The organism is Shinella sp. GW821-FHT11G07 (assembly GCF_058808115.1).
On record NZ_JBXARJ010000007.1, the window covers coordinates 311,240 to 334,076 of the forward strand.

The window sequence follows — 22,837 nt, forward strand, 5'->3', positions numbered from 1 at the left end:
GCCGCCCGACAGCGCCGTGCCGGATGCCGGTGTCAGCACCATCGGCGGGGCAACCACGGTGAGTGAATAGTTGTTCGCGCTGGAACCCGACGTCGCCGCCGTTGCCGTCACCGTGAAATTGGACGTGCCGAGGGCCGCGGCCGCCGGTGTGCCGGTGATTGCACCGCTGGATGCGTCGAGGCCAAGCCCGGATGGGAGGGCGCCGGCGGTGACCGTGTAGGTGAAGGCGCCTAGCCCGCCGCTCGCCGAGATCGTCGTCGCCGCATAGGCCGTCCCCACCATGCCGCCCGTCAAGGCACCGCTCGCCGGCGTCACCACCACCGGCGGCGCCTCGATTTCCAGCGAGTAGCTGGCCGACGCCGACCCGGTGGTTGCGGCCGTTGCCGTCACGGTGAAATTCGCCGTGCCGAATCCGGCCGCCGTCGGCGTGCCGGTGATCGCACCGGTCGTGGTATTCAAGGCAAGGCCATCGGGAAGCGCGCCGGCCGTCACGGCGTAGCTCAGTGCGCCAACCCCGCCGCTCGCCGAGATCGACGTGTTCGAATAGGAAACGCCAACCGTGCCGGTCGAAAATACGGTTCCGGTCGTCGGCGTCAGCACCACCGGTGGCGCCACAATTGTGATCGGATAGGTGGCTTGCTCCACGTTGCCGAACATCGACATTACCGCGACGTCGACGCTTGCGGTACCAAGGGCGACGGCCGTTGGCGTGCCTGTGATCTCGCCCGTTAAAGCGTTTATCGTCAGGCCGTCCGGAAGTCCGCTTGCTGAGAAGGTAACCCCACCCAAGGGGGAACTCGCGGAGATCGACGTGTCCGTATAGGCCGAACCGACAACGCCGCCGGTCAATGCAGTGCCTGACGCCGGCGAGAGATTCAGTGGCGGCCCGACGGTCGTGATCTGATAGGCCTCTGCAACCGAGCCGCTTGTCGCGGCAGTCGCTGTAATGGTGAAATTGAACGTGCCGATAGCGGTCGGCGTGCCGTTGATTGCTCCGGTCGACGTGTTCACGGTGAGACCTGGCGGAAGCGCACCTGCCGTCAGGGCATAGGTGATGGTTCCCACGCCGCCGGTTGCCGAAACGGTCGTCGAATAGGCGACACCCGCCGTGCCTGATGTCAATGGACCGCCGACCGGGGCCAGGACCACAGGTGGCGCGGTGATCGTGATCGAATAGCTGGCGGCGGCCGACCCGGCCGTTGCGGCCGTCGCCGTCACCGTGAAGTTCGTCGTTCCAAGTGCCCCGGCTGTCGGCGTGCCCGTTATCGCACCTGTCGATGTGTTGAGGGTGAGCCCCGCCGGCACAGAGCCGGAGGTTACGGCATAGGTGATCGTGCCGACACCGCCGGTCGCCGAAATGGACGCGTTTGAATAGGAAGAGCCGACTACACCGGCGGTCAGGGCTGTGCCGGTCGTCGGCGTCAGCACCACGGGCGGAGCGGTGATCGTGATCGAATAGCTGGCGGCGGCCGACCCGGTTGTTGCGGCCGTTGCCGTCACCGTGAAGTTCGTCGTTCCAAGCGCCCCGGCTGTTGGCGTGCCCGTTATCGCACCGGTCGATGTATTGAAGGTGAGCCCCGCCGGCACCGAACCGGAGGTTACGGCATAGGTGATCGTTCCGACACCACCCGTCGCCGAAATGGACGTATTCGAATAGGACGAGCCGACCACGCCGGCGGTCAGGGCCGTGCCGGTCGTCGGCGTCAGCACCACGGGGGGCGCCGTCACCGTGATCGAATAGCTGGCGCTGGCCGCGCCGCTGGTCGCGGCCGTCGCCGTCACCGTGAAATTCGCGGTTCCGATCGCGCCCACCGTGGGCGTGCCGGTGATCGCGCCGGTCGATGCATTGATGCCGAGGCCTGCCGGCAGCGCGCCGGCGGTCACCGCATAGCTGATCGCACCCGATCCCCCGCTCGCCGAGATCGATGCGTTGGAGTAGAAGGTTCCCACCACGCCGGCCGAAAGCGCCGTGCCGCTTGCCGGCGTCAGCGACACCGGGGGGAAGGCATTGATGGTGACGGTAACGTCCTGCAAGAGGAAGTGTACGCCGCCGGTCGAGATGGTGGTGCTGTCCTGGACCTTCAATTTGAAAGTCGAACTGCCGACCGCCGATGGCGTGCCGGACAGGAGACCGCTGCCTGAGAGACTTAAGCCCGGGGGCAGGCTGCCGCTGTCGCGGGTATAGGTGTAACCCGGGGTGCCGCCGCTTGCCGAAAACTGCACGCTGTAGGCCGTGCCGACACCGCCGTCCGGCGGGCTGTCAGGCGTCACGTCGATGGCAGGCGCAGCGATGAGGACGCTGTAGGCCTTGTCGAGCGTATTGGCCGTCGGCGTCGTCGAATCGGTCACGCGGACGGTAAAGTTGTAGGGACCCGAGCCGGTCGGCGTGCCGGAGATGACACCGGCGGAGGAAAGGGTGAGGCCGGGCGGCAGATTGCTGCCTGCCACGAGCGAATAGGTATAGGGGGTGGTTCCGCCAGACGTGCTAAGTGCCTGATTATAGGACGTGCCGATCGCCGGCGTGGCAACACTTGATGGTGTGACTGTCAGCGGGGAGGTCGACGGATTGATCGTAATGTTGAATGTAATCGCTACTGCGAAGTCATCCTTGACGATGAACGTGTCGGATGTCGCGCCGTCACCATTGTTGGTGTAGATGAGCAGGTTGGTGTTCGTCGGTATCCCGAAGGTCAGGTTGCCGTGGGACGGAGACTGGATGGCCGGCTGATCGAAGCCGAAGTCAGCGCAGTTGAAGGTCGCCGTACCGCCTGAGATTATGGTTGCCGTCTGTGGGGAGGTACAAGCCGCCTGAGCCACCGTTGCCGGCCACAGGACGATCAGCCAGATCAAGGTCAGAAATGACAGAAAAAACGCCGGCTTGGCGCGATGCCCGCGCGAAATGCACGACTTATCAAGCCATTTCTTATACATTGTCCCGCCCCTATTCACACAGAATACCACGAGGGGGAAAATCCCACGTCGCGGCCAGCCCGTTCTGCGCTTTGGCTATTGACTGGCATGAAATGCGAGGCAACACAACCCTGCATCGTAGCGGACGAAAGAATTCGCTTATAAAAAGATTGCTGTAACGCTCTTCCCAAGATGCCCGTTATGAGCGAAAGTGGGTGTGAGGGTAAATTCAAAGTCGTTAAATTGTTGGTGGGGGCAGCCATGGCCGAATTCTATCTCGGGCAGATCATGATGAGTGGGTATGCGTTTGCACCGCGCTATTTCGCGCTCTGCAACGGCCAGATTTTGGGAATCGCCCAGAATCAGGCCTTGTTTTCACTGCTGGGAACCTATTACGGCGGCAACGGTACGACCACATTCGCCCTGCCCAATCTGCAGGGTCGCACACCGGTCTCTGCCGGCGCATCCGTCGATCCATCCTGGCAGCCTCCGGCTTACAACATCGGCGAGACCGGCGGGGTTGAAACCGTGACACTGTTGTCGACGCAGATGCCCAACCACACGCACCAGGGCACCGGCACGACCTCCGATGGCAAGGTCCGCAATCCGACAGGTGCCCTCTTCGGAAAGAATTCCGTCCCTGTCTATGCGCAGACACCGGGGGCCCAGGTGCCTCTGTCGCCGCAGACCGTCGCATCGGCGGGCGGCGGGCAGGCGCATTCCAATATGCAGCCGTACAGCGTCATCAACTTCTGCATTGCGCTTTCGGGCGTTTACCCGTCCCGCAACTGAACCACACCGCCGGAGGTCAAAGATGAGCACTCCCTATCTCGGGGAAATACGCATGTTCGGTTTTCCCCGCGTTCCGGTTGGCTGGCAGCCATGCGATGGCTCGCTGCTGGCGATAGCCGAATACGATGCCCTGTATAATCTACTGGGCACCACCTATGGCGGCGATGGCCAGATCACTTTCGGCGTGCCCGATCTGCGCGGGCGGCTCCCCATGCATTGGGGAACCGGCCAGGGCCTGTCGCCGCATGTCGCCGGCGAGCGCGCCGGTTCCGAGAGCGTCACCCTGATCCCCAACCAGATGCCACAACATACACACACGTTCTTCGCGACGACGACGGCGGCCGATATCAAGACGGTCGAAACGACGGCAGAGCTGGGCGCGCTTGGCAGCGATACGCTGTATGCCACGGATGTCACCGGCCTGACGCTCTTCACCATGTCACCGTCCTCCACCAAGGTTGCCGGCAATACGCAACCCCACGACAACACGATGCCGACATTGACGGTGCAATTCTGCATTGCGATTTACGGTGTCTATCCGTCGCAAGGCTGATCCGAACTCCGTTTCACGATAGGGGATAAAAATGACACAGCCTTTCATTGGTGAAATTCAGCTGTTCGGTTTCTATTTCGCACCGCGCGGCTGGGCGTTCTGCAATGGTCCGACGCTGGCGATCCGGCAAAACACCGCGTTGTTTTCGCTGTTGGGCACGACCTATGGCGGGGACGGCATGACGACGTTCCAGCTGCCGAACTTCACGGGCCGCTCGGCGAACAACCAGGGCGCCGGGCCCGGCCTGACGCCACGAACGGCCGGAGAGACCTATGGGCAAAACGGCCTCACGCTGAGTTTGTTGGAAATGCCGGCGCACGCGCATGCATTCGGAATCTACAATCAAGGCGATGTCGCGAAAAAGACGGGAACACCGGCTGCGGGCAATTCGTTGACCCCGCCGAGCCAGAGTACGCCTCTGTCCAGTGATGGTCAGCCGGACGCGCCGTTTGCCCCAAATATGCTTGGCCCGGCCGGAAACAGTCAGCCGCATGAAAACCGACAACCCTATCTGGCGGTGAACTACTGCATCGCCCTCGAGGGTGTCTTCCCGGCCTTCGGCTAATGTTCGCGCCCGGGGTAGCAATGCTGCCCGATTTTCCGGTTCGGTCCACGCCTTCCGTCGTGACGGCGGCGGGGGTGGATTTGCGGCACGCCGCGTCGAGAGACATGCCCTTCCTGATGGACCTCTATCGGTCGCTGCGGACGGAGGAGTTTGCGGCGGTGCCTTGGCCGCTCGAGCAGAAGAACGCCTTTTTTGATCAGCAGTTTGCGTTTCAGCACCGGCACTACCTGTCGGTTTTCCCCGACGCGCATTTTCTTGTTATCGTCTGCGGTGGCGAGCTGATCGGCCGTCTTTACCTGGACGCCGGCACGGATCGTTGGCAGGTCATCGATATCGGGTTTCTGCCGGAGCATCGCAGCCGCGGGATTGGGACGGCATTGCTGTCTGCTATCCAGCGGGAGGCCGTGCTTGCCGGCGCCGTAGCCGTGGCCCTCAGCGTCGAGCACCATAACAGCCGGGCACAGGCACTCTATCGCCATCTCGGCTTTGCCGCGGTGCAGGATGGCGGATCACATATCCAGATGGCATGGCCGTGCGTCAACGGCTGCGTATCTCAGGCCTGATGAAACGTCAGTTGAAGACAGCCTGGTAGACAATGCCGTCCTTGTCGCGGGCAACCGGGACGAGGAAGATATCCAGGATGCCGAGCGATATGTTCTTCAGGCGGTAAATCTGCTGCGGCAGGACGATCGCCGAATTGCTGCGAAACAGCAGGGAAAACGGCTCTCGCCGCATCCCAGGCAGAATGTGCGGCGCACCTGGCCTTGCTTCCGAAAGGGTCAGCGGCACCGTGCTCTCACCAAGGGACACATCAAACGCCTGACCGACGCAACCCGCAAAATGTTGAAGCGTCAGCAAATCCATGCGCAGTCTTCCTCCGTCGTTTCCAATCGTATCGATCAGGGTTCTTTCTACAACAGGAAGGCGAAATACAGAAGACATATAGGGATAAACACCATTGCCGGACGCACTGTTATAGGTCCGATAGTGGATGCTCTTGGGTGCGTCTGATACTCGTCAATGACCTGACCTCCCTCCATCGGGGAAGGGAATGAACTCAGCGGCGGCGTCGGATGGCTACGGCGTTTGTGCTGCCGATGGCGAGGTGCTGGATCTCAGCGAGCAAATGGAAAAATGGCACCACCTTCCGCGGTGATGCTATCATTGTTTCAGCAATTTCGGGCATGGATATGTGCAGGCAGCAACCGGCGTTGGGATCGGTCCCTGCCCATTCTATTGACCAGTGCTTACTTCAGCCGCTTCAGCAATTCCTCGGCAACTGCGAGGGCAGATGCAGGGTTCTGGCCGGTAATCAGCTCACGGTCGGTGACGACATTGGGTGTGCAGGGCGTTTGATTGCTGCATATTTTGCTCCGACTCGTTCGAGCGCCGTCTGCGGGTAGAACTTCATCTCTCCACCGTTCAGCAAGCCCTTGGCCATCTCCTCTTCCGCGTTGCTGAAGGTGGTAAGCTTGTACCCTGCGTAAATCCACTCCGGCGCCTGCTTGACGCCGTTCTCCGCTGCAAGCTCGCTTGTAAAGCCTTTCGCATCCGGCAAGGTGGAAAGCAGGGCGATTGGGCCATGGCAAGCAAGCGCCGTCGTTTTGCCGTTGGTGTGAAAGTGGAGAGTAGCTTGCCCAACTCCGGGCTCACGAGCAGGTCTTGCATCGGGGCATGGCCGCCGGGGATATAAACGGCGTCGAAGTGATCGTAGCCGATCTATTCCACGCGGGCGAGGCTGATCACCGGTGATTTGTTCGTCGATGTCAGATTGAGTTTGTCAAGCAGGGCCCTGCTCTCCTGCATCGCCGCCTCGTCGCCGCCGAAGTACATCTTGTCGACTGATAGCAGGTCGAGGCTCGGCGTCGACCCTTTCGGGGTCGCGAAGGTCAGGTCGTGACCGGTATCGAGCAAAGCCTTGACCGGCTGCATCAGCTCGTTGAGATAAAAGCCCGTCTGAAAAATCTTGCCGTCCTTTAGATCGAGGCGGTCGGAATCCGAAAGGACGATCAGGACGTTAGCCGCCTGCGCATTCAGCGCGCTGGCGCTCAGTGCAAGGGCGATTGCGGAAGTGCGGATAGGTTTCATGTTTCTTCAGATATGACGACCCGCATCCCCAAGCGCGCAAGGAATGGGGACTACAGGTCGTCGTTGCGATTGGCTTGATGCCTTGCCATCGTCAGGCGGAAAGAAGATCCCGTATGGCTTCGCCGACGCCAGTCGCGGATTTTGTCCCGTTACCAACGTTCCATCGATGACGATTTTCGCTGTCCAGTTAGGAGCCGGATGATGATGGGCGCCGCGGGCAGACAGCGTCGTGGTGAGCAGGAACGGAACAACCGTGTCCAGGTTTACGGCGCGCTCTTCATCATCGGTGAAGGCCGCGACATTCTTGCCGGCGACGAGATGGACGTCGTTGCTAAGCTTGATGTTGACCAGAGCCGCAGGGCCGTGGCAAACGGCAGCGACAACGCCGCCCGCCTCGAAGATGTCGCGCGTGACGGTCTGCACGGCGGGGCTGGCTGGAGAGCCCCACATCACGCCGTGCCCTCCCGCAAAGAAGATCGCGGCATAGCGTCCGGCGTTCACGTCGGTCGGACGCAGCGTGCTGCGAATGGCGCTGCGGAAATGCTCGTCGCTCCAGTAGCGCGCGTTGGTCGCGTCGTCGAGGTCGAGGCCATCGACCGGAGGGGCGCCGCCGTCGGTAGAGGCGAATTCAACGGGAATCCCCGCAACATCGAGAGAGGATGGGTGACTTCACCGAGGTAGAAGCCGGTCGGCTCGCCCCCGTCGCCTTTGACGCTATGGCTTGTGAGAACGAAGAGGACCTGTTGTTGTTCTTGAACCGTGCTTGTCATGGTTATGTCCTGAAATCAGTAGGCAGTTGATGCTCGGTGGCGGTGAACGATGCGACCCTATTGAGAGCTTAGAAGTTGATAAAGTAGCCTTGCTGGAATTGATTTGTTCCAAGGAAGACCAAATTTCAATTTTGGCCGCGCCACATTTTGCCGCGTTGCCGTGTCAGGCGGCCACCGGACATAGGCAATCAGACGCCGGCGTTGCCGATGGATGCATCGACATTCACGAAGAATGTTTGGCCTGTGAAAGGCAGTGTCTTGCACACCTTTCAACTGTCGTTTCACCCACTTTCAGTGTTGCCGCTCGGGATGGAACTGATGAAGTGACAGAGGCTCCGGGCCGCGTTCGAAGCGTTGCGGGGAAAGGCTTTTTTGGCGCCGCTATCGAGGATAAAGTCGCAGGAAAGAAACAGATTTATTCGCAAAAGGTTAGAAATGGCGCGTCGGTTTGACCATCTTGGCGGCGTGGAAGCGTTCGTCACCCTCGTTGAAAGAGGCTCGATGACCGAGGGGGAATTGCCCTGTCCACGACGCCCTCGGTTCTCAGTCGCGCGATAAGCCGACTTGAAGCGAGGCTCGGCACCCAGTTGATGCGGCGAACGACATGCCGCCTGAGCCTGACAGACGCCGGGCGCTCCTATCTTGAGCAGGCGCGCATCGCTTTTACGCTGATTGACGATGCCGAGCGGGCTATCCAAGGTCAGGACATGGAGTTCTTGACTGGTCACGTGCGCATCAGCGTGTCGACGACCTACGGCCACTACCGCCTGCCAGCCATGCTTGCCGGGTTCAGCCATGCCTATCCCCAAGTTCAAATTGACCTGAGCATTACCAATCGGAACGTCGATCTGGTGGCGGAGGGCTATGACCTGGCGATCCGCCCCGGCCCGTTGCCGGATAGCGGATTGGTCGGGCGCAAACTGGAGGACGCTGCGCTGTGTGTAGTTGCTGCGCCAGACTACCTTCCGCGCGCTGGTGTGCCGCAGACGATCGAGGATCTGGCCGGTCATCGGTGTCTCCCGTTCGTGATGCCGAGCACGGGGCGCTGCGCGCCATGGCTTTTTCGTCACGAAGGCCGCGATGTCGAGTGGGCGGCAACGGGGCCGATGCGGATTTTTGACGACGTGTTCGGTGTGGTTTCATCGGCCGTGAACGGTTTGGGTATTTGCCGGACCTATGACTTTATCGTGCGCGACCGGATCGAGCAGGGGAGGCTCGTTGAAGTTCTCGAAAATGCACGCGGGCGCTCGCGGCCGTTTTCCATCATCTTTGCGCCGCATCGCCGCCTCTCCGCCGCGACACGCGCACTCATCGATTTCCTCGCCATGGCCCGCTAAATCAAGCGATTGCCTCCTTCACGTTTCGCTTTCACCCTTCAAAATCGTGTTGCAATGCCGCCTAGACGCACTCTCGGGCGGGCAGATACGGGGACGCCGTTGATGCGCGGATATGACGCCCAGCGCGTTGGAGGGGCCAATTGTCAGCGAAGATATCCGGTTGTTCGAAAAGGATAGTGTCTCATAACAGACTGCAAAGCCGCACGGGAATGGCGTATTTGGCGCCGACAATTGGAACAGGGGCCGTGTAGGCCTAGAGGAAGCGTCCGGGTAGTGGTGGGCGGCGCATCCAGGGCCCAATCATGGCCACGAGCAGCGCGATCGCGCTGAGCAGGAGCAGGGCGTCGGCGTAGCTCAGGACGTAGGCCTCCCTCTGGACGGTGCGGGCGAGCAGCATGGTCGCCTGCGCCATGGCGTCCGCGGCTGAAACGCCTTGGTGACGCAGTTGGGATGCAAGCGTGTTCAGCCGCGTTGTCGTTTCGATATTACCGCTCTGGATGTGCAGGCCCAGGAGATTGGAATGCACCTGCTCCTGAACGCGAACAATGGTGGTGACGAGCGCCATGCCGATCGCGTTGCCGAGGGTCCTGACGATGTGCACGAGTGACGCGATCCACGGGATTTCCGGGAAGGTGATGTCTTCCGTCATCAGGACCATCATCGGAACGGCGATGAGCGGCGCGCCAACAGCCTGCAGCATGACTGCGAGAAGGAAATCATCGGCCACCCAGGTGCTCGTCAGCCCTGCCGCGATTAACATCCCGCCTGCCGTCAGTGTACCGCCGAGCATCAGCAGATGCCGGGGGTCGAGTCTGTATGAAAGCCAGGCGACGAGCGGCGTCAGCAGGAACTGCGGTGCAATCGTTGCCAGGAACAACTCGCCGCTTTCCAGCGCGCGGTAACCCTGCACGCGCATGAGATATTGCGGAATGACGACGGCAGAGGACATGATCGCAATGCGGGTCGCCAACATTATGATCAAGCCAAGTCCGATGTTGCGGCGCAGGAGCAGCGATGGACTGACCACCGGATTGGGATGGCGAAGGGCGTGCACGAGGTAGGCCCCGACGAGGAAGAGGCCAGCGGCGAAGAGGCCTACGATCAGGCCCGAATTGAGCCAGTCCAGACGATTGCCCTGATCGAGCGCGGCGATCAGCGCGGCCAGGCCAAGCGAGAGGCTGAGCAGCCCGAACCCGTCGAAACGGCGAAAGCGCATATATTTCACGGGGTCCATGACGAGGCCGTAGGCCGCCGCGACGGCGGTCACGGCGCCCGGAACGGCGCTCAGCCAGAAAAGGAACTCCCAGGAAAGACGCTCCAGAATCCATCCTTCGATCGACACGGAAAGGCTCGGCGTTGCGGCGGAGACCAGGGCGTAGAGAGACAGGCCGTAAAGGCGCTGGTTTTGCGGCAGGTGGCGCATGATGACGGCATAGGCCATCGGTATGAGTATGCCGGCACTCAGGCCGCGTAGCGCCTGTATGGCCAGCAACCCGTGAAGGCCCGGACTGAACGGTGCCGCAAGCGAGAAGAGCGTAAAGAGCGCAGCGCCGATCATCACCCCCCGTGCCGGGGACAGCAATCCGCGCAGCCAGACCGCAGCCGGAATCGCCGCTACCTCGCTGACGAGATAGGCTGTCGTGATCCAGGAGGCCTCATCGACATCAAGCCCGAGAGCGCCCCTGATGTCGGCGAGGCCGATCTCCGTCAATCTCGAATTCAGGATCGATGTGAACGTGCCAAGAAGCACGGCGGCAATGGCCGTCATCGTCTTGAGATCGGGCAGGCGCCGAACGGTTGCAGTTACTGCTGTGGTGCCGGACATGGCAGGGTTTCCACTTTCTCGTATCGGGAGTCAGTCAAGGGGGCGATCGGTATGGATCACTGACGCGACGGACATGCCTGGACGCAGGAGGGTCGCTAGATGATCGGGAACATCGGTGAGTTGGATCTTCACGGCGATCCGTTGCGCCACTTTGGTGAAATTGCCCGTTGCATTGTCGGGCGGCAGCAAGGCGAATTCCGATCCGCTCGCTGGCGAGATTTGCTCGACCCGGCCGGCCAGCGCCTCACCAGGAAACATGTCGACGTCGATCGTAACGGCCTGACCGACGCGGACCCTGCTCAACTGGGTTTCCTTGTAGTTCGCGACAACATAGACGTTCGGAAGCGGCACGACCGAGATGATGCGTGTACCGGCAGAGACATACTGGCCGGCGCGCACGCTGCTTGCATTCACGACGCCGTCGATCGGCGAGACGATGCGTGTGCGGCCGACTTCGATCTCGGCGAGCCTCAGTTCCGCCTTGCGGCTGGCGAGGTCGGCAATGGCCTGGTCGTGCTGCGTGGCAAGAACATCCAGTTGCTGGCGTGCTGCGTCGGCTTCTGCCTGTTTTTCGGCAAGCTGTGCGTCGAGCCTGCGGATCGAGGCGAGTGCATCCTCAAGCCGCTGGCTGGTCGATACGCCGCTGCGCGTGAGCGATTCTTGCCGCGCGTGCTCGGCTGCGGCCTTGTCACGGTCGGCTGTCGTGGCGAGAGCCCCCGCATCAACTTGTGCAATCAGCAGCCCTTGGAGTTGCACTCTGCTGGTGACGTTGCGGACTGCCGCCTGGGCGGCATCTACGGCCGCTCCGGCACGGTCCAGCTTTGCACGAAATTCGCTGTCGTCGATTTGCGCCAGCAGATCGCCGGCGCGGACGCGCTGGTAGTCTTTTACCGCGACGGTATCTATGAAACCGGCAATCTGGCTGCTGACCGGCGTAATGTCTGCGCGCAGGGCCGCATTGTCCGTCTTCTGGTTCGTCAAGCCCGCAACCCAGTGGCTCCAGCCCAGCGGGATCACCGTGGCGAGCCCGATCGCGCCGACGATAGCCGCTGCGCGGGCGAGCGAAAGATAGGCACGGACGCGCCGCTTGCGGGTGTTTTGGGGTTTTGTGGGGCCCGTGTCGGGCCGGGCGTCCCCGGGTGCGAGTTTGCTCTCCGGCACCAAGTGCGTGACTATGGCATTCATGGCCGTCAATCCTTTTCGGCCATGCCGGCCGCTTCAAACTGACGACAATATGAGGCTCTCAGGCTCATGAATGAAATGATATTCCATCATTTGCATCATGAGCGCTGTTCATGTCATGGAATGACGTCGTTGCCGTGGAGAACCGGGGTCAGGGCACTGCTGATCAGTTCCTGCCGAAGCCATTGGATGGAGGGATGTGCTCCCATCGTACGATGGGAGATTATGGAAATCTGCAGGGGAGGTGACTCGTAGGGTGGTTCGCGCCACACAAGGTCGAGTGCAGTTGCCGCGCGCAACGCCAGGCGCAGCGGTGTGAACACGATCATGTCGGTCGCAGCCGCAAGGGATGGTGCCACGAGTATGTGCGGAACCGTCGCGCCGACCTTGCGCTTCAAGCCTTCCGCGGCGAGCACGGCTTCGATCTGCTTCGGATTGCTCGTAATATGCGCCCGTTCGAGCCCGCCCTGATCGACGATGCCGCCGTCACCGAAACTGTCTTGGTCGGACATGCGGATGTCCACATGCGGATAGGCGGCGAGTTCCCGCAGGCCGAACGCGCCGGCCGATGCCGGATGCCCGTTGCGCATCAACCAGACGCTGCGATCAGTAAAAAGCCGTTCGCTGACGAAGCGCGATGGCGTTTTGCCGAACACGCCGATGGCGACATGCATGGTGCCGCGATCAAGCTCTTCCGTAAGGTTCACTTCGTTCAGTGCACGGACCCGGCAGCGTGCATTTGGCGCTTGCGCCCGCAGGCGCGACAGGAACTCGGCAAGCACGGTCGCGGTGATGTAGTCGGACGTAGCAATCGAAAACTCGATTTCTGACGAGGCGGGGTGGAATGTCGGTTCGCTGATGGCTGCTTCGATCTGGAGCAAGGCAGGTTTGAAGGCCTGTGCCAGCTCGACCGCCCGCGGTGTCGGATGCATTCCGTCAGGTCCCCGGACGAAGAGTTCGTCGCCGATGGCTTCTCTGAGACGCGCAAGCGCGTGACTGACCGCTGACTGGGTTAGATGCAGCCGCTCTGCCGCGCGCGTGACGCCGCGCTCGTCCAGGACCGTATTGAAGATCCGCACCAGGTTGAGGTCGAGGCCGTAGACATCACGCATGATCCAGATCGTGTCCATGTTTGATTCGCGCTGTCGGTCGGCAGCCGCCTTCAAGCAGGGCCAGTCTGTTTCGTCGCCCTGCCTCCCAGCTTTACACGTCGGGTGGGTGAGCCGGCAACGGGGGCCGGCGCCAAGACCAGCGATGCCGATTTTATCGAACGTAACGATCGATTTTGTCGGGGCTGCTCAATGACGCGGACCGTGTCAGTTTCGACCTCGCACAACCTGCATCCAAACGCTCCGAAGGGAATAGTTTCATGGCAACCACTCCGTTTTCCAAAGTCGGCCTTGGGGCCATGTTGACGCCGGACAACTGCGTTTTGATGCTGATTGACCACCAGCCATTCCAGGCTGCGGCCGTGAAGAACATCGACGTCGGCACGATGATCAACAACACGGTCGCTCTTGCCAAGACGGCCAAGGCTTTCGAGGTTCCCACGCTTCTCACCAGCGTCTTGAAGGATCGTGGCGGTCTGATCTTCCAGCAGATCACCTCGGTTTTTCCCGAACAGACCCCGATCGATCGTACCTTCATCAACACATGGGAGGACGAGCGCTGCGTAAAATGGGTCGAGAACACGGGCCGAAAGAAGGTCGTTATCGCGGCCCTCTGGACTGAGGTCTGCTTGGCTTTTCCCGTTATCCAGGCGCTCGGCGAAGGGTATGAGGTCTATTTCGTGACCGACGCTTCCGGTGGAACCAGTGTCGAAGCACACGAGATGGGGATTGCCCGCATGATCCAGGCAGGCGCTGTGCCGCTCACCTCGGTCGTATTCATGTCCGAGCTGCAGCGCGACTGGGCGCGCGAGGGCTCGGCCGCCAAAATCGCAGAAATCATTCTGGACCATGGTGGTGCCGCTGGAACGGCCCTGGCCTGGGAGCTGCAGTTGCTGTCCGGTCAGCATACCCCGTCTGCATGAGATTCCGACGAGCTGCTGGTGCTCGCCGACTTGCTGTATCGCATTCATGCGAACCTGGATCGGCGAGCCTCGGAGAATTTGGATGGGACCTATAGCGCCACCACACGATTGCCGGGATTTGGGCCGTCCTTCAAGCGCGTCAACGCGTTGGGCAGGTTGTCGAAACCAGTGATTTCGATGATCTGAGGAGGTCAGCGAACGGCAAGCATAAAGATCGGTGAGAGTGGGTCTGGAAATGCATCCCGGTCAGTGAGCTACGAGCTCGTAGGGCTGATTTTGCACCTGATCCGCGTAGCTTCATACCGGCCAGCGGTCGTACTTGAGCCGCAACAACAAGCCTGATACGTGGCTGCGCCTGATCACACGTTCAAAACCGCTCGAGGAACGGCATGCATGAACGGGGGCATCCACGCATGACGCGAGGCACTTAACCGCCTGCGCATGCGGACGGCACGGCTCGGCCAACGCCCCATGATAGTTGCCCCTGTACGATGGTCAGCGTGTGCCGGCCGTTCGAATAGGTCGTGCCGTCTGACCCCATGAGGGGGAGGTCGACCGCGGCAGCACCGTTGACGGATACCGAAGCGCGATCACCGAGGAGCCGCACTGCCAGACGCGTGCCGTCCTGGCAAGTATAGTCGCTGACGGGATAGGGGTTGCCCACGCCGATCGACACGTCAGATGCGGCGACCTCGAAGCTTGCAAGCATCAATGCGCCGATTGTTAAGACTGACAGATTTCTCAACATGATAGTCCTCCAACTTGCATATCTCGCGCATAACACCCGTCACTTTCGTGACGGCAACAAGTGCTGCCATAACCAGAGCCGACGAACGTTGTCATCTGAGCTCGTAAAACATCGGTGGGGCAGATAACCTACTCGGGATAGGTTTCAACGCCGTCTTGCGTCGGCTTGTTGAAAAGGACGAATACCAAGGGGTTGCCGGGCTCGGACATTGCGTCGCTGCGCAGCCCCGATATCTCTCCAGCCACTCCACTCGTATACTCCGCCACGACTTCGCCGAAGCTGTTGCGCTGGATGGCCACCCTTTGTCCAGGCACAACCTTGTCATTGAGTTTGACCAGATGTTCGACGATACCACCTGCGGTGGCCAGCACTGGAAACCCGCTATTGCCGACAAAGACAGCCATGCCTTTGGCTGTGCGGCCCATCGGTCCGTCAACGATCCCATAGTGCTTGAGAACGTTCATCGTGCCTTCCACGAACACCGCGATCATCTCGTGATTTAAGACGCGCGCAGCGCCGATCTCTGGTGCGATGGCCGGGATTCCCGCGTCTATGAATGCATTGTGCAGGACGGCGGGATAGGCGGCTTTCGGCATATTGAGGATCTGGCTAACAGGATAGAGATCCAGCATTGCCTTGACTTCGGGCCTGTCTACCTCGCCGATGTTGAACGCAGTGACTTCGAATCCGGTCGTTCCGGTATGGAAATCAATCGCGGCGTCGGCGTTAGGCCGCAGCAGTCGGTTGAACAGCAGCCCGGCATGGCGGCTTGGCGCCATCGCGCCATTCTCATCTCCGGGCCATATCCGGTTCCCGTCGATCAGATCGATGCCTCTGCCCTGGTTCGGCCACCGGCGCTGCATGCTTTCCAGGGCCGGGCGGGATATGTCGGTGACGGCCATCACGGTGCCGGACATCTTCGCCGGATCGAGCTGGTTCATCACGGTGTGGACGGTATGGATGGAGCTCATCTCGTCACCATGCACGCCGCTTGTCAGAACGACACGCTTACCCGGCTTCGTGCCCCTGGCGACCGTCACGGACACGTACCAGTGCTGTCCGGTGGGCGTCTCCACGCCCTGAAAATACAAATGATGTTTCTGCCCGGCCTCCAGTTCGTTCACGTCGAGCGAACTGATGACCTTTTTCCCGCCGATGACATCGCCTGTATAGACGGTTCCCGTCTTCGCGCCTGCTTCTGTGCTTGCGGGCGCGTCGGCCGTTTGTGCCTGTGCCGGTCCCGCGATCAGCGCGGCTGCAGCGCCGATCGCGGCAGCCGATGCAAGCATGAAGTCGCGGCGATCCACACCCTCGCCATTTTCATTCGCGATCATTGTCGTTCCTCGCTGATTTGAATCGCACCGAGGGTTTTCTGCCCCTAAATACAGGCGATTGGACCAGGTTCGTCGATTTGAACGGATGCAAGACCGCCCATCCTATGATTCATCGAATGCTTCAGGGAGTACAGTCCACGCGAAGGAAATGGATACTGAGCCTAGACCTAGGACGTTGTGCATAGTTGCGAAACGCGACGCTTGATAAAACCTCCGTGCCGTTCACGCTCAGGAAACGAACTTCCGCCTCGCATCTTCAATTTCGGTCAGATGTGTACTCACCCAGGAGCAAATACCGCTGACCAACGACAGCAGGCTATGGCCGAGCGGGGTTAGTCGATACGCGACCTTTGGCGGCACGACGGGATAGACTTTGCGGCTAAGTAAACCGTTGCGTAGCGTGACGCGGGCCGGTGCCGCGGTGGCGTTCGGCTACGGTCCCGACGGTGCGCGGACTATCAAGCGGTGGGCCCTGGGCGAGAGGCTCTATCCGAATGCCAGCGTCGAGATCGACAGCAAGATCGTAGGCAACGAGATCTGCACGCGCTATGCGCATCCGGACGTCAAGATTGTCACGACGGCGGTCGCCTCGACAAACAAGGCCTTCCTGCATCGCGACCACCTATCCTCGGTGCGTCTGGTCACGAACATCGCCGGCACCCTCGCGGAATCGACGACAAATGCCGCCTACGGCGAGCCGACCAACGAAGCCATGCAGCCCCAGAAGGGCTAAGTTGGTGAGCGCTTCGATGCCGAGACCTGTCTCATGTGCCTCAATGCACGCTACCACGATCCGATATTCGGACGGTTCGTCCCGAGCGACGAGGGGGCCAACGCCGCCACCGACCGCCTCAGCGAGATGCCGGCAATGAAAGCGACGGGCAAAGCCACGCCCATATGCAAGGCGATGCTGCGCTGAACCGCCCAACTGAGCGGCGGCCAAGTCGCTCCGACCCACCTCTCCTGGTCTCCGTCCAGCACTCGCAACCCAAGTGGGCGCCTTCCTTCGTAAGTGCTTCGCCCACAGTCTCAGCCTGCTCTTCGGCTCGTTCGCACAATCGGCCAATGCCTGTTTCATCTCACCAGACGACTGGGACCCACGATGGAAGGCATCGGTACAAACCGATACGCCTATGCCGGTAACGATCCCATCAACAAAAGCGATCCCAATGGGCATCAGAGTGCGATGGGTGATCTGGACGGATCAGGGCTATCGGAGAGAAATGCTGACGCCGGAATCGCGGATAACGCGGCAATGGTATAGGTGTGGTGGATCTCGCAGGGCAGAAGGACTGCATATTTCTTGCGTCAGTTGAAATAGGTGGCCTGGCTGATCCTGGCCTCCCGACAAATCTCAGCCACCGGCACGCCATCATCGCTTATTTCAAGTAGACGCCTTCTGCGCGTCCGAAAATTCGATATCTTCATCGCTTCCGCTTCCGTTCCCAGCCAAGAACCGAGCGCGATAAACCCGATCAAAGCGATCCAGCTTTTGGGAGGGCAGAGCTCAGGGCTAGTGTGCTCCCGAGGTGATTTTACCACCAAGATCCACATGATCTGCGACAGCTTGGGCCAACCGCTGCGGTTCATGCTCGCCTTTGGCCAGCTGCACGGCAATCTCATCACAAAAAGCCTTGCTTGAAGGTTTCTAGGCCTAGGTTGTGCTGGCCGAGAGGGCCTACGATAGCTAGTAACTTATGTCAAGCCATCGCTGGCATGAACGCCGGGGCGGTTATCCCTTCTGCTTCAACAAGCTCAAGCACATCCGACGCCTCGCAATCCGATGCGATCGACACGCCGAAGGCTTCTTTGCCTTTATACATCTCGCAGCCACCATGCTGTGGATGCAATGAATGTGGGTTCATCTTAGACAACGGACCAAGGCTACGCGAACTGGAGGTTCTCTTTGAGCAGCACCTCGATGCGGATCCGCTCCTGCGAGGCCAGAAGTTCGCGGTGGTCGGCGCGGGCGCGCATGATGCGCAGCGCGCTACGCACCGCGTGGCCCGGGTCCTGTGCGATCACGGCATCGATGCGCTCGTCCATCAGTGCCTGTTCGCTGAACGGGGTGCGCTCGTGGGCGACGACGGTGAGGGGACGGGCGCCCTGCGCGTTCCACACCGCCGTCAGCGGCACCCGTGCCTCCGAGCTCAGCACGTAGACGGCGACGGTATCCGGATTGTGCTGCAGGGTGCGCTGGATGATCAGTTCGGCGCGCTTCTCGTCGGCATAGGTTTCCAGCGATGGCAGGCTCTGGAGATGCGGGAACTGCGTGTTGATGATGCTGTCGAAGCCGAGGCGGCGCTGGATGCTGTCGAGTGCCATCATGGTCTCCGCCACGACCATGATCTTGCCGCCGCGTTCGCTGATGAAGCGGCCGGCGATCTTGCCGGCGGTCGCGCCGGCCGCGAAGTTGTCGACGCCGACATAGTCGGCACTTTCCAACCGTTCCTGGCCTGACAGGAACTGCACGACCTTGACCCCTCGCTCGACGAGCCGCACGAGCGCATCGCGCACCTGCGGCGATTCCGGTGCCATCACCGCGACGCCATCCACGGCCTCGTGATCAATGGCCGTCAGGTACTTGGCGACGTGGTGGGGGTCGGACATCGGGATCTGCACGGCATCCACGTCGATGGAATCGGCGCGCAACGCCTCCTTCGCCTCGCTGACGCGGCCGGTCAGTTCGTTGAGATACTGGTCGCCGGACGTGGGCAGGACGAAGCGGAAGCGATAGGTCTTGTTACGTGCGAGCGCGACGGCGGCCGGATTGCGGATGAAGCCGATGCGCTCGATCGCGTCAGCCACGCTGCGCGCAGCCTTTTTGCTGACATTCGGGCGTTCGTTGAGCACGCGGTCGACCGTCGCGAGGCTGACACCCGCGGCTTCTGCCAGATCTTTCGCGGTTGGCCGCATACGCCCGCTGTCTCCTCCCAAGAGTCTGAATCGGATTTCTCTAGCAAAAGCAGGTGAAAAGCAAGAATTGAAGTGCGCACCTCAAAAATTGCTTGCATTGAGGTGCGCACCTCAATATGACTCTCTTCATGGTCGCGAGGAGGAACACCGGGGCCATAGAGGTGGCGTGGAAGAGGAGCGGCCCACTGAGGCGTCCTTCCGTGCCTGTTGCCCGCCACGGGCGTTTTCACCTTTCGATGGAGGTCGAAAGGAGGGGGAGGAGGCCCCAGCCATGAATTTTCACAAAGTCAGATCATTGGCCGCTTTCGGCGCCCTGTTGGCTGCCGGCGTTGCAGGCACTAGCCAGGCCAGCGCAAAAGACTTGACGCTCTGCTGGGCCGCCTGGGATCCCGCCAACGCGCTCATCGAGCTCAGCAAGGATTTCGAGGCCAAGAGCGGCGTCACGATGAAGTTCGAATTCGTGCCGTGGCCGAATTTCGCCGACCGGATGCTCAACGAGCTGAACTCCGGCGGCAAGCTCTGCGACCTCCTGATCGGCGACAGCCAGTGGATCGGCGGCGCGGCGGAGAACGGCCAGTACGTCAAGCTCAACGATTTCTTCGACAAGGAAGGAATCAAGATGGAGGACTTCATTCCGGCGACCGTCGTCGGCTATGCCGAATGGCCGAAGAACTCGCCGAACTACTGGGCGCTGCCGGCCTTCGGCGACGTCGTCGGCTGGAGCTACCGCAAGGATTGGTTCGCACGTCCCGAACTCCAGGCGGCCTTCAAGGAAAAGTACGGCCGCGATCTCGCCGTGCCGAAGACCTTCGCCGAACTGAAGGACATTGCCGAATTCTTCCAGAAGCGCGAGATCGACGGCAAGACCGTCTACGGCGCGGCGATCTACACGGAGCGCGGTTCCGAAGGCATCACCATGGGCGTGATGGACGTGCTGTACAGCTTCGGCTTCCAGTACGAGAACCCCGACAAGCCCTATGAACTGGAAGGGTATGTGAATTCCGCCAAGGCGGTGAAGGGCCTGGAGTTCTACAAGGAACTCTACAATTGCTGCACGCCGCCCGGCCATTCCGATGCGTACATGTCGGAGGACATCGACGCCTATAAGTCGGGCCAGGTCGCGCTGCACATGAACTTCGCTTTCACCTGGCCCGGCATCAATGCCGACGCCAATGTCGGCGGCGAGAAGTCCGGCTATTTCCCGAACCCGGCAGGCCCGGATGGCGTCGCCTTCGCGCAGCTCGGCGGGCAGGGCATTTCCGTGGTCGCGGCCTCCGAAAAGCAGGAAGACGCGCTTGCATACATCAAGTGGTTCGCCCAACCGGACATCCAGCAGAAATGGTGGGAAATGGGCGGCTACTCGGCGCTGCGCAAAGTGGTCGAGGACCCGGGTTTTGCGACAAGCCAGCCCTATGCGCAGACCTTCCTCGATTCCATGGCGATCGTGAAGGACTTCTGGGCCGAACCGTCCTACGCCTCGCTGCTGCAGGCGGCGCAGAAGCGCTTCCACGACTATGTGGTCGCCGGCCAGGGCTCGGCGCAGGAAGCGCTCGATGGCCTCGCCAAGGACTGGACGCAGGTCTTCGACGACGAAGGCAAGTACTGATACCATCAGGCCTTGCGCCCGCCGCCTCCCAGCGGGCCACGGCGCGGCCGGAGCCGGGGATCTGCCCCGGCTCTTGTGCCGCACAGTCATATATCTAGGGGAACACCAATGCTGAATTCACCAGTGGACCGGGTCGCGCAAGCGACGCCGCACGCCATTGCCAAACGCATGCGCGGCCTTTCCGATCGCTCTCTTGCCTGGCTTTTCGTCACACCGTCGATCGTGCTTCTGCTCGCGATCAACATCTTCCCGCTCATCTGGACGATCCGGCTGAGTTTCACGAATTTCCGCGTCAACCGCCCCAATGCCGAAGTCGAGTTCGTTGGGCTGAAGAACTACCTGAGCATCCTGTCCGACCGGGACATCTGGCTGACCATGCAGGCGACGGCGCATTTCCTGATCTGGACCATCGTCCTTCAGGTGCTGATCGGCTTTGCGCTCGCTTACCTGATCAACAAGAAGTTCCGCGGCAACGATCTCTGGACGACGATCATCGTTTTGCCGATGATGCTGAGCCCGGCGGTGGTTGGCAATTTCTGGACCTTCCTCTACCAGCCGCAGATCGGCCTCTTCAACTACGCGGTCGGGTTCCTCACCGGTGCCGATCCGTCGAGCTTCTCGATGATCGGCGACGTGTCGCTGGCGCCCTGGGCGATCATCATCGTCGATACCTGGATGTGGACACCCTTCGTCATGCTGATCTGCCTTGCGGGCCTGCGCTCCATTCCCGGCAGCATCTACGAGGCGGCCGAATGCGACCGGGCCAGCAAATGGCGGCAGTTCTGGACGATCACCATTCCACTCGTCCTGCCCTTCCTGATGCTTGCCGTGCTCTTCCGCGGCATCGAGAATTTCAAGATGTTCGATCTCGTCGTGCAGCTCACGGGCGGCGGACCGGGCTCGATCACCGAGCTCACCTCGATCAACCTGAAGCGCGAAGCTTTCGAGAAATGGCGCACCGGCTATGCATCCGCCTATGCCGTCATCCTCTTCGTCACCGTCTTCGGCCTCGCCTCGATCTACGTCAAAGCCCTGAACAAGGTGAAACAGCGATGAGCAGCTATTCCGTCACAGAGCCGTCGCTCCGGCAGAAATGGTTCGCAGGGGTCCTCGTCATTGGCTACGCGCTGATCACCATCCTTCCGCTGGTCTGGATCATCGCCACGGGTTTCAAGACGCCCGCGGACGCCATCGCCTATCCGCCCAAGACCTTCTTCACGCCGACGGTGGAAGGTTATGTCAACGTCTTCACGACGCGCACCCGCCTTTCCGCCGAACAGCTGGAGGCGATCGGCGAGCCGAAGACCTGGTACGACAAGCTGGTGCGCAAGGACGGGCTCGTCATTTCCGGTCCCTCGCGCTTTGCCGAGCGTTTCACCAATTCGGTGATCATCGGCTTCGGCTCGACGGTGCTGTGCATCGTGCTGGGAACGGCCGCCGCCTACGCCTTCTCGCGCTTCAAGGTACCGTTGAAGGATGACCTGCTGTTCTTCATCCTCTCGACACGCATGATGCCGCCGATCGCCGTCGCCATCCCGATCTTCCTGATGTTCCGCTCGCTCGGTCTCAGCGATACGCATGCCGGCATGATCCTGCTCTATACGGCGGTAAACCTCTCGCTCTCGGTCTGGCTGCTCAAGGGCTTCATCGATGAGATCCCGATCGAATACGAGGAGGCGGCGCTGATCGACGGCTACACGCGGTTCCAGGCCTTCTACAAGGTCGTGCTGCCGCAGGCGGCGACCGGCATCGCCTCGACCGCGATCTTCTGCCTAATCTTCGCCTGGAACGAATATGCCTTCGCCGTTCTGTTGACATCTGGCAACGCCCAGACGGCGCCGCCCTTCATTCCCACCATCATCGGCGTCAGCGGCCAGGACTGGCCGGCTGTCGCGGCAGGCGCGACCCTCTTCCTCGTGCCGGTCATGGTTTTCACCATCCTTCTGCGCAAACACCTCCTGCGCGGCATCACCTTCGGAGCGGTGCGCAAATGACAAGATTCTTCAATGGCCTGCTGCATCTGCGGCGCGGCGCCTGGGAAATGCTGGCATCGGTGCTGATCGCCGCGGGCGTCGTCATGCTCATGCAGCCCTTCGCGCTCGTGCTCTATTCCTGGTCCTTCGTCATAACCTTGCTCGGTACGGTGATGTTCATCATCGTCAGCCATTTCCCGGAGTAG

20 protein-coding genes and 6 pseudogenes are annotated in these 22,837 nt (G+C 61.0%); 14 read left to right on the forward strand and 12 right to left on the reverse strand.

Annotated elements, in window-relative coordinates:
* The coding region (locus AC1RT2_RS16170; protein ID WP_493103449.1) for a beta strand repeat-containing protein at positions 1 to 2,931 on the reverse strand (2,931 nt) is incomplete at its 3' end.
* Positions 2,932 to 3,171: 240 nt separating this feature from the next.
* Here AC1RT2_RS16170 and AC1RT2_RS16175 point away from each other — a divergent pair.
* From AC1RT2_RS16175 to AC1RT2_RS16190, 4 genes are read left to right on the forward strand one after another with little or no spacing between them, the layout of a single operon-like run.
* Positions 3,172 to 3,702: a phage tail protein gene (locus tag AC1RT2_RS16175; protein WP_493103451.1), complete on the forward strand. Its 531-nt coding sequence runs from the start codon at positions 3,172 to 3,174 to the stop codon at positions 3,700 to 3,702.
* 22 nt (positions 3,703 to 3,724) lie between these two features.
* Positions 3,725 to 4,255, forward strand: a complete 531-nt coding sequence (locus AC1RT2_RS16180; RefSeq protein ID WP_493103453.1) for a phage tail protein — start codon at positions 3,725 to 3,727, stop codon at positions 4,253 to 4,255.
* Between the two features lie 31 nt (positions 4,256 to 4,286).
* Positions 4,287 to 4,820: a phage tail protein gene (locus tag AC1RT2_RS16185; RefSeq protein WP_493103455.1), complete on the forward strand. Its 534-nt coding sequence runs from the start codon at positions 4,287 to 4,289 to the stop codon at positions 4,818 to 4,820.
* Positions 4,821 to 4,840: 20 nt separating this feature from the next.
* Positions 4,841 to 5,383: a GNAT family N-acetyltransferase gene (locus AC1RT2_RS16190; RefSeq protein WP_493103457.1), complete on the forward strand. Its 543-nt coding sequence runs from the start codon at positions 4,841 to 4,843 to the stop codon at positions 5,381 to 5,383.
* Positions 5,384 to 5,390: 7 nt separating this feature from the next.
* Here AC1RT2_RS16190 and AC1RT2_RS16195 read toward each other — a convergent pair whose 3' ends face one another.
* The 3 genes and pseudogenes from AC1RT2_RS16195 to AC1RT2_RS16205 form a co-directional block, all read right to left on the reverse strand.
* The gene (locus AC1RT2_RS16195) at positions 5,391 to 5,684 is read right to left on the reverse strand and encodes a DUF6916 family protein (RefSeq protein WP_493103459.1); all 294 of its coding nucleotides are present in this window, start codon (positions 5,682 to 5,684) and stop codon (positions 5,391 to 5,393) included.
* Between the two features lie 383 nt (positions 5,685 to 6,067).
* A pseudogene (locus AC1RT2_RS16200) lies at positions 6,068 to 6,908 on the reverse strand (type 1 glutamine amidotransferase domain-containing protein).
* A 91-nt stretch (positions 6,909 to 6,999) separates the two neighbouring features.
* Positions 7,000 to 7,678: pseudogene (locus AC1RT2_RS16205) on the reverse strand (type 1 glutamine amidotransferase domain-containing protein).
* Positions 7,679 to 7,707: 29 nt separating this feature from the next.
* On the opposite strand from AC1RT2_RS16205, the gene AC1RT2_RS16210 reads away from it, so the two are divergent.
* Together AC1RT2_RS16210 and AC1RT2_RS16215 are read left to right on the forward strand one after the other, a co-directional pair.
* Positions 7,708 to 8,130: a hypothetical protein gene (locus AC1RT2_RS16210; protein WP_493103461.1), complete on the forward strand. Its 423-nt coding sequence runs from the start codon at positions 7,708 to 7,710 to the stop codon at positions 8,128 to 8,130.
* A 138-nt stretch (positions 8,131 to 8,268) separates the two neighbouring features.
* On the forward strand, positions 8,269 to 9,015 hold the full coding sequence (locus AC1RT2_RS16215; RefSeq protein WP_493103463.1) for a substrate binding domain-containing protein: 747 nt from the start codon (positions 8,269 to 8,271) through the stop codon (positions 9,013 to 9,015).
* A 253-nt stretch (positions 9,016 to 9,268) separates the two neighbouring features.
* Here the strand turns inward: AC1RT2_RS16215 and AC1RT2_RS16220 are convergent, their stop codons facing one another.
* From AC1RT2_RS16220 to AC1RT2_RS16230, 3 genes are all read right to left on the reverse strand, one after another.
* The gene (locus tag AC1RT2_RS16220; protein WP_493103465.1) at positions 9,269 to 10,840 is read right to left on the reverse strand and encodes a DHA2 family efflux MFS transporter permease subunit; all 1,572 of its coding nucleotides are present in this window, start codon (positions 10,838 to 10,840) and stop codon (positions 9,269 to 9,271) included.
* A gap of 30 nt (positions 10,841 to 10,870) precedes the next feature.
* Complete coding sequence (locus AC1RT2_RS16225) at positions 10,871 to 12,025, reverse strand: HlyD family secretion protein (protein ID WP_493103467.1); 1,155 nt, start codon at positions 12,023 to 12,025, stop codon at positions 10,871 to 10,873.
* Between the two features lie 113 nt (positions 12,026 to 12,138).
* Complete coding sequence (locus AC1RT2_RS16230; RefSeq protein ID WP_493103469.1) at positions 12,139 to 13,188, reverse strand: LysR family transcriptional regulator; 1,050 nt, start codon at positions 13,186 to 13,188, stop codon at positions 12,139 to 12,141.
* A gap of 203 nt (positions 13,189 to 13,391) precedes the next feature.
* Here AC1RT2_RS16230 and AC1RT2_RS16235 point away from each other — a divergent pair, with 203 nt between their 5' ends.
* Positions 13,392 to 14,054 (forward strand): hydrolase, encoded by a 663-nt coding sequence (locus AC1RT2_RS16235; protein ID WP_493103471.1) that lies wholly within the window; start codon positions 13,392 to 13,394, stop codon positions 14,052 to 14,054.
* A gap of 427 nt (positions 14,055 to 14,481) precedes the next feature.
* Here AC1RT2_RS16235 and AC1RT2_RS16240 read toward each other — a convergent pair whose 3' ends face one another.
* The 3 genes and pseudogenes from AC1RT2_RS16240 to AC1RT2_RS16250 all read right to left on the reverse strand — a co-directional run.
* A complete protein-coding gene (locus AC1RT2_RS16240) occupies positions 14,482 to 14,802 on the reverse strand; it encodes a hypothetical protein (protein WP_493103473.1) in 321 nt (106 codons plus the stop codon).
* A 128-nt stretch (positions 14,803 to 14,930) separates the two neighbouring features.
* Positions 14,931 to 16,136: a succinylglutamate desuccinylase/aspartoacylase family protein gene (locus AC1RT2_RS16245; protein ID WP_493103475.1), complete on the reverse strand. Its 1,206-nt coding sequence runs from the start codon at positions 16,134 to 16,136 to the stop codon at positions 14,931 to 14,933.
* 228 nt (positions 16,137 to 16,364) lie between these two features.
* Positions 16,365 to 16,520: pseudogene (locus tag AC1RT2_RS16250) on the reverse strand (winged helix-turn-helix transcriptional regulator); the annotation flags it as partial.
* A 37-nt stretch (positions 16,521 to 16,557) separates the two neighbouring features.
* Here AC1RT2_RS16250 and AC1RT2_RS16255 point away from each other — a divergent pair.
* Positions 16,558 to 16,869 carry a hypothetical protein gene (locus AC1RT2_RS16255; protein WP_493103477.1) on the forward strand — a complete coding sequence of 104 codons (312 nt, stop codon included), beginning with the start codon at positions 16,558 to 16,560 and terminating at the stop codon, positions 16,867 to 16,869.
* 578 nt (positions 16,870 to 17,447) lie between these two features.
* Here the strand turns inward: AC1RT2_RS16255 and AC1RT2_RS16260 are convergent.
* Positions 17,448 to 17,556, reverse strand: a pseudogene (locus AC1RT2_RS16260) (transposase); the annotation flags it as partial.
* Between the two features lie 102 nt (positions 17,557 to 17,658).
* On the opposite strand from AC1RT2_RS16260, the pseudogene AC1RT2_RS16265 reads away from it, so the two are divergent.
* Together AC1RT2_RS16265 and AC1RT2_RS16270 are read left to right on the forward strand one after the other, a co-directional pair.
* Positions 17,659 to 17,742 (forward strand): annotated as a pseudogene (locus AC1RT2_RS16265) (IS5-like element ISNeu3 family transposase); the annotation flags it as partial.
* Positions 17,743 to 17,881: 139 nt separating this feature from the next.
* A pseudogene (locus tag AC1RT2_RS16270) lies at positions 17,882 to 17,989 on the forward strand (IS5-like element ISNeu3 family transposase); the annotation flags it as partial.
* A 31-nt stretch (positions 17,990 to 18,020) separates the two neighbouring features.
* On the opposite strand, the gene AC1RT2_RS16275 reads toward AC1RT2_RS16270, so the two are convergent.
* Entirely contained in the window at positions 18,021 to 19,052 is a 1,032-nt protein-coding gene (locus tag AC1RT2_RS16275; RefSeq protein ID WP_493103479.1) for a LacI family DNA-binding transcriptional regulator, read from the reverse strand.
* A gap of 271 nt (positions 19,053 to 19,323) precedes the next feature.
* Here AC1RT2_RS16275 and AC1RT2_RS16280 point away from each other — a divergent pair, with 271 nt between their 5' ends.
* The 4 genes from AC1RT2_RS16280 to AC1RT2_RS16295 all read left to right on the forward strand — a co-directional run bounded on the left by AC1RT2_RS16280 (position 19,324) and on the right by AC1RT2_RS16295 (position 22,837).
* The gene (locus tag AC1RT2_RS16280; RefSeq protein WP_493103481.1) at positions 19,324 to 20,658 is read left to right on the forward strand and encodes an ABC transporter substrate-binding protein; all 1,335 of its coding nucleotides are present in this window, start codon (positions 19,324 to 19,326) and stop codon (positions 20,656 to 20,658) included.
* A gap of 108 nt (positions 20,659 to 20,766) precedes the next feature.
* Positions 20,767 to 21,714: a carbohydrate ABC transporter permease gene (locus AC1RT2_RS16285; protein ID WP_493103483.1), complete on the forward strand. Its 948-nt coding sequence runs from the start codon at positions 20,767 to 20,769 to the stop codon at positions 21,712 to 21,714.
* A complete protein-coding gene (locus tag AC1RT2_RS16290) occupies positions 21,711 to 22,652 on the forward strand; it encodes a carbohydrate ABC transporter permease (RefSeq protein WP_493103486.1) in 942 nt (313 codons plus the stop codon). The genes AC1RT2_RS16285 and AC1RT2_RS16290 overlap by 4 nt, the downstream gene beginning before the upstream one ends.
* A complete protein-coding gene (locus tag AC1RT2_RS16295; RefSeq protein ID WP_493103489.1) occupies positions 22,649 to 22,837 on the forward strand; it encodes a hypothetical protein in 189 nt (62 codons plus the stop codon). The genes AC1RT2_RS16290 and AC1RT2_RS16295 overlap by 4 nt, the downstream gene beginning before the upstream one ends.

Excerpts from the sequence above, each read along its gene's own strand:
- AC1RT2_RS16175 (WP_493103451.1), top strand. The coding sequence starts at position 3,172 with ATGGCCGAATTCTATCTCGGGCAGATCATGATGAGTGGGTATGCGTTT.
- AC1RT2_RS16180 (WP_493103453.1), top strand. The coding sequence starts at position 3,725 with ATGAGCACTCCCTATCTCGGGGAAATACGCATGTTCGGTTTTCCCCGC.
- AC1RT2_RS16185 (WP_493103455.1), top strand. The coding sequence starts at position 4,287 with ATGACACAGCCTTTCATTGGTGAAATTCAGCTGTTCGGTTTCTATTTC.
- AC1RT2_RS16190 (WP_493103457.1), top strand. The coding sequence starts at position 4,841 with ATGCTGCCCGATTTTCCGGTTCGGTCCACGCCTTCCGTCGTGACGGCG.
- AC1RT2_RS16195 (WP_493103459.1), bottom strand. The coding sequence starts at position 5,684 with ATGGATTTGCTGACGCTTCAACATTTTGCGGGTTGCGTCGGTCAGGCG.
- AC1RT2_RS16210 (WP_493103461.1), top strand. The coding sequence starts at position 7,708 with ATGCTCGGTGGCGGTGAACGATGCGACCCTATTGAGAGCTTAGAAGTT.
- AC1RT2_RS16215 (WP_493103463.1), top strand. The coding sequence starts at position 8,269 with ATGCGGCGAACGACATGCCGCCTGAGCCTGACAGACGCCGGGCGCTCC.
- AC1RT2_RS16220 (WP_493103465.1), bottom strand. The coding sequence starts at position 10,840 with ATGTCCGGCACCACAGCAGTAACTGCAACCGTTCGGCGCCTGCCCGAT.
- AC1RT2_RS16225 (WP_493103467.1), bottom strand. The coding sequence starts at position 12,025 with ATGAATGCCATAGTCACGCACTTGGTGCCGGAGAGCAAACTCGCACCC.
- AC1RT2_RS16235 (WP_493103471.1), top strand. The coding sequence starts at position 13,392 with ATGGCAACCACTCCGTTTTCCAAAGTCGGCCTTGGGGCCATGTTGACG.
- AC1RT2_RS16240 (WP_493103473.1), bottom strand. The coding sequence starts at position 14,802 with ATGTTGAGAAATCTGTCAGTCTTAACAATCGGCGCATTGATGCTTGCA.
- AC1RT2_RS16245 (WP_493103475.1), bottom strand. The coding sequence starts at position 16,136 with ATGATCGCGAATGAAAATGGCGAGGGTGTGGATCGCCGCGACTTCATG.
- AC1RT2_RS16275 (WP_493103479.1), bottom strand. The coding sequence starts at position 19,052 with ATGCGGCCAACCGCGAAAGATCTGGCAGAAGCCGCGGGTGTCAGCCTC.
- AC1RT2_RS16280 (WP_493103481.1), top strand. The coding sequence starts at position 19,324 with ATGAATTTTCACAAAGTCAGATCATTGGCCGCTTTCGGCGCCCTGTTG.
- AC1RT2_RS16285 (WP_493103483.1), top strand. The coding sequence starts at position 20,767 with ATGCTGAATTCACCAGTGGACCGGGTCGCGCAAGCGACGCCGCACGCC.
- AC1RT2_RS16290 (WP_493103486.1), top strand. The coding sequence starts at position 21,711 with ATGAGCAGCTATTCCGTCACAGAGCCGTCGCTCCGGCAGAAATGGTTC.
- AC1RT2_RS16295 (WP_493103489.1), top strand. The coding sequence starts at position 22,649 with ATGACAAGATTCTTCAATGGCCTGCTGCATCTGCGGCGCGGCGCCTGG.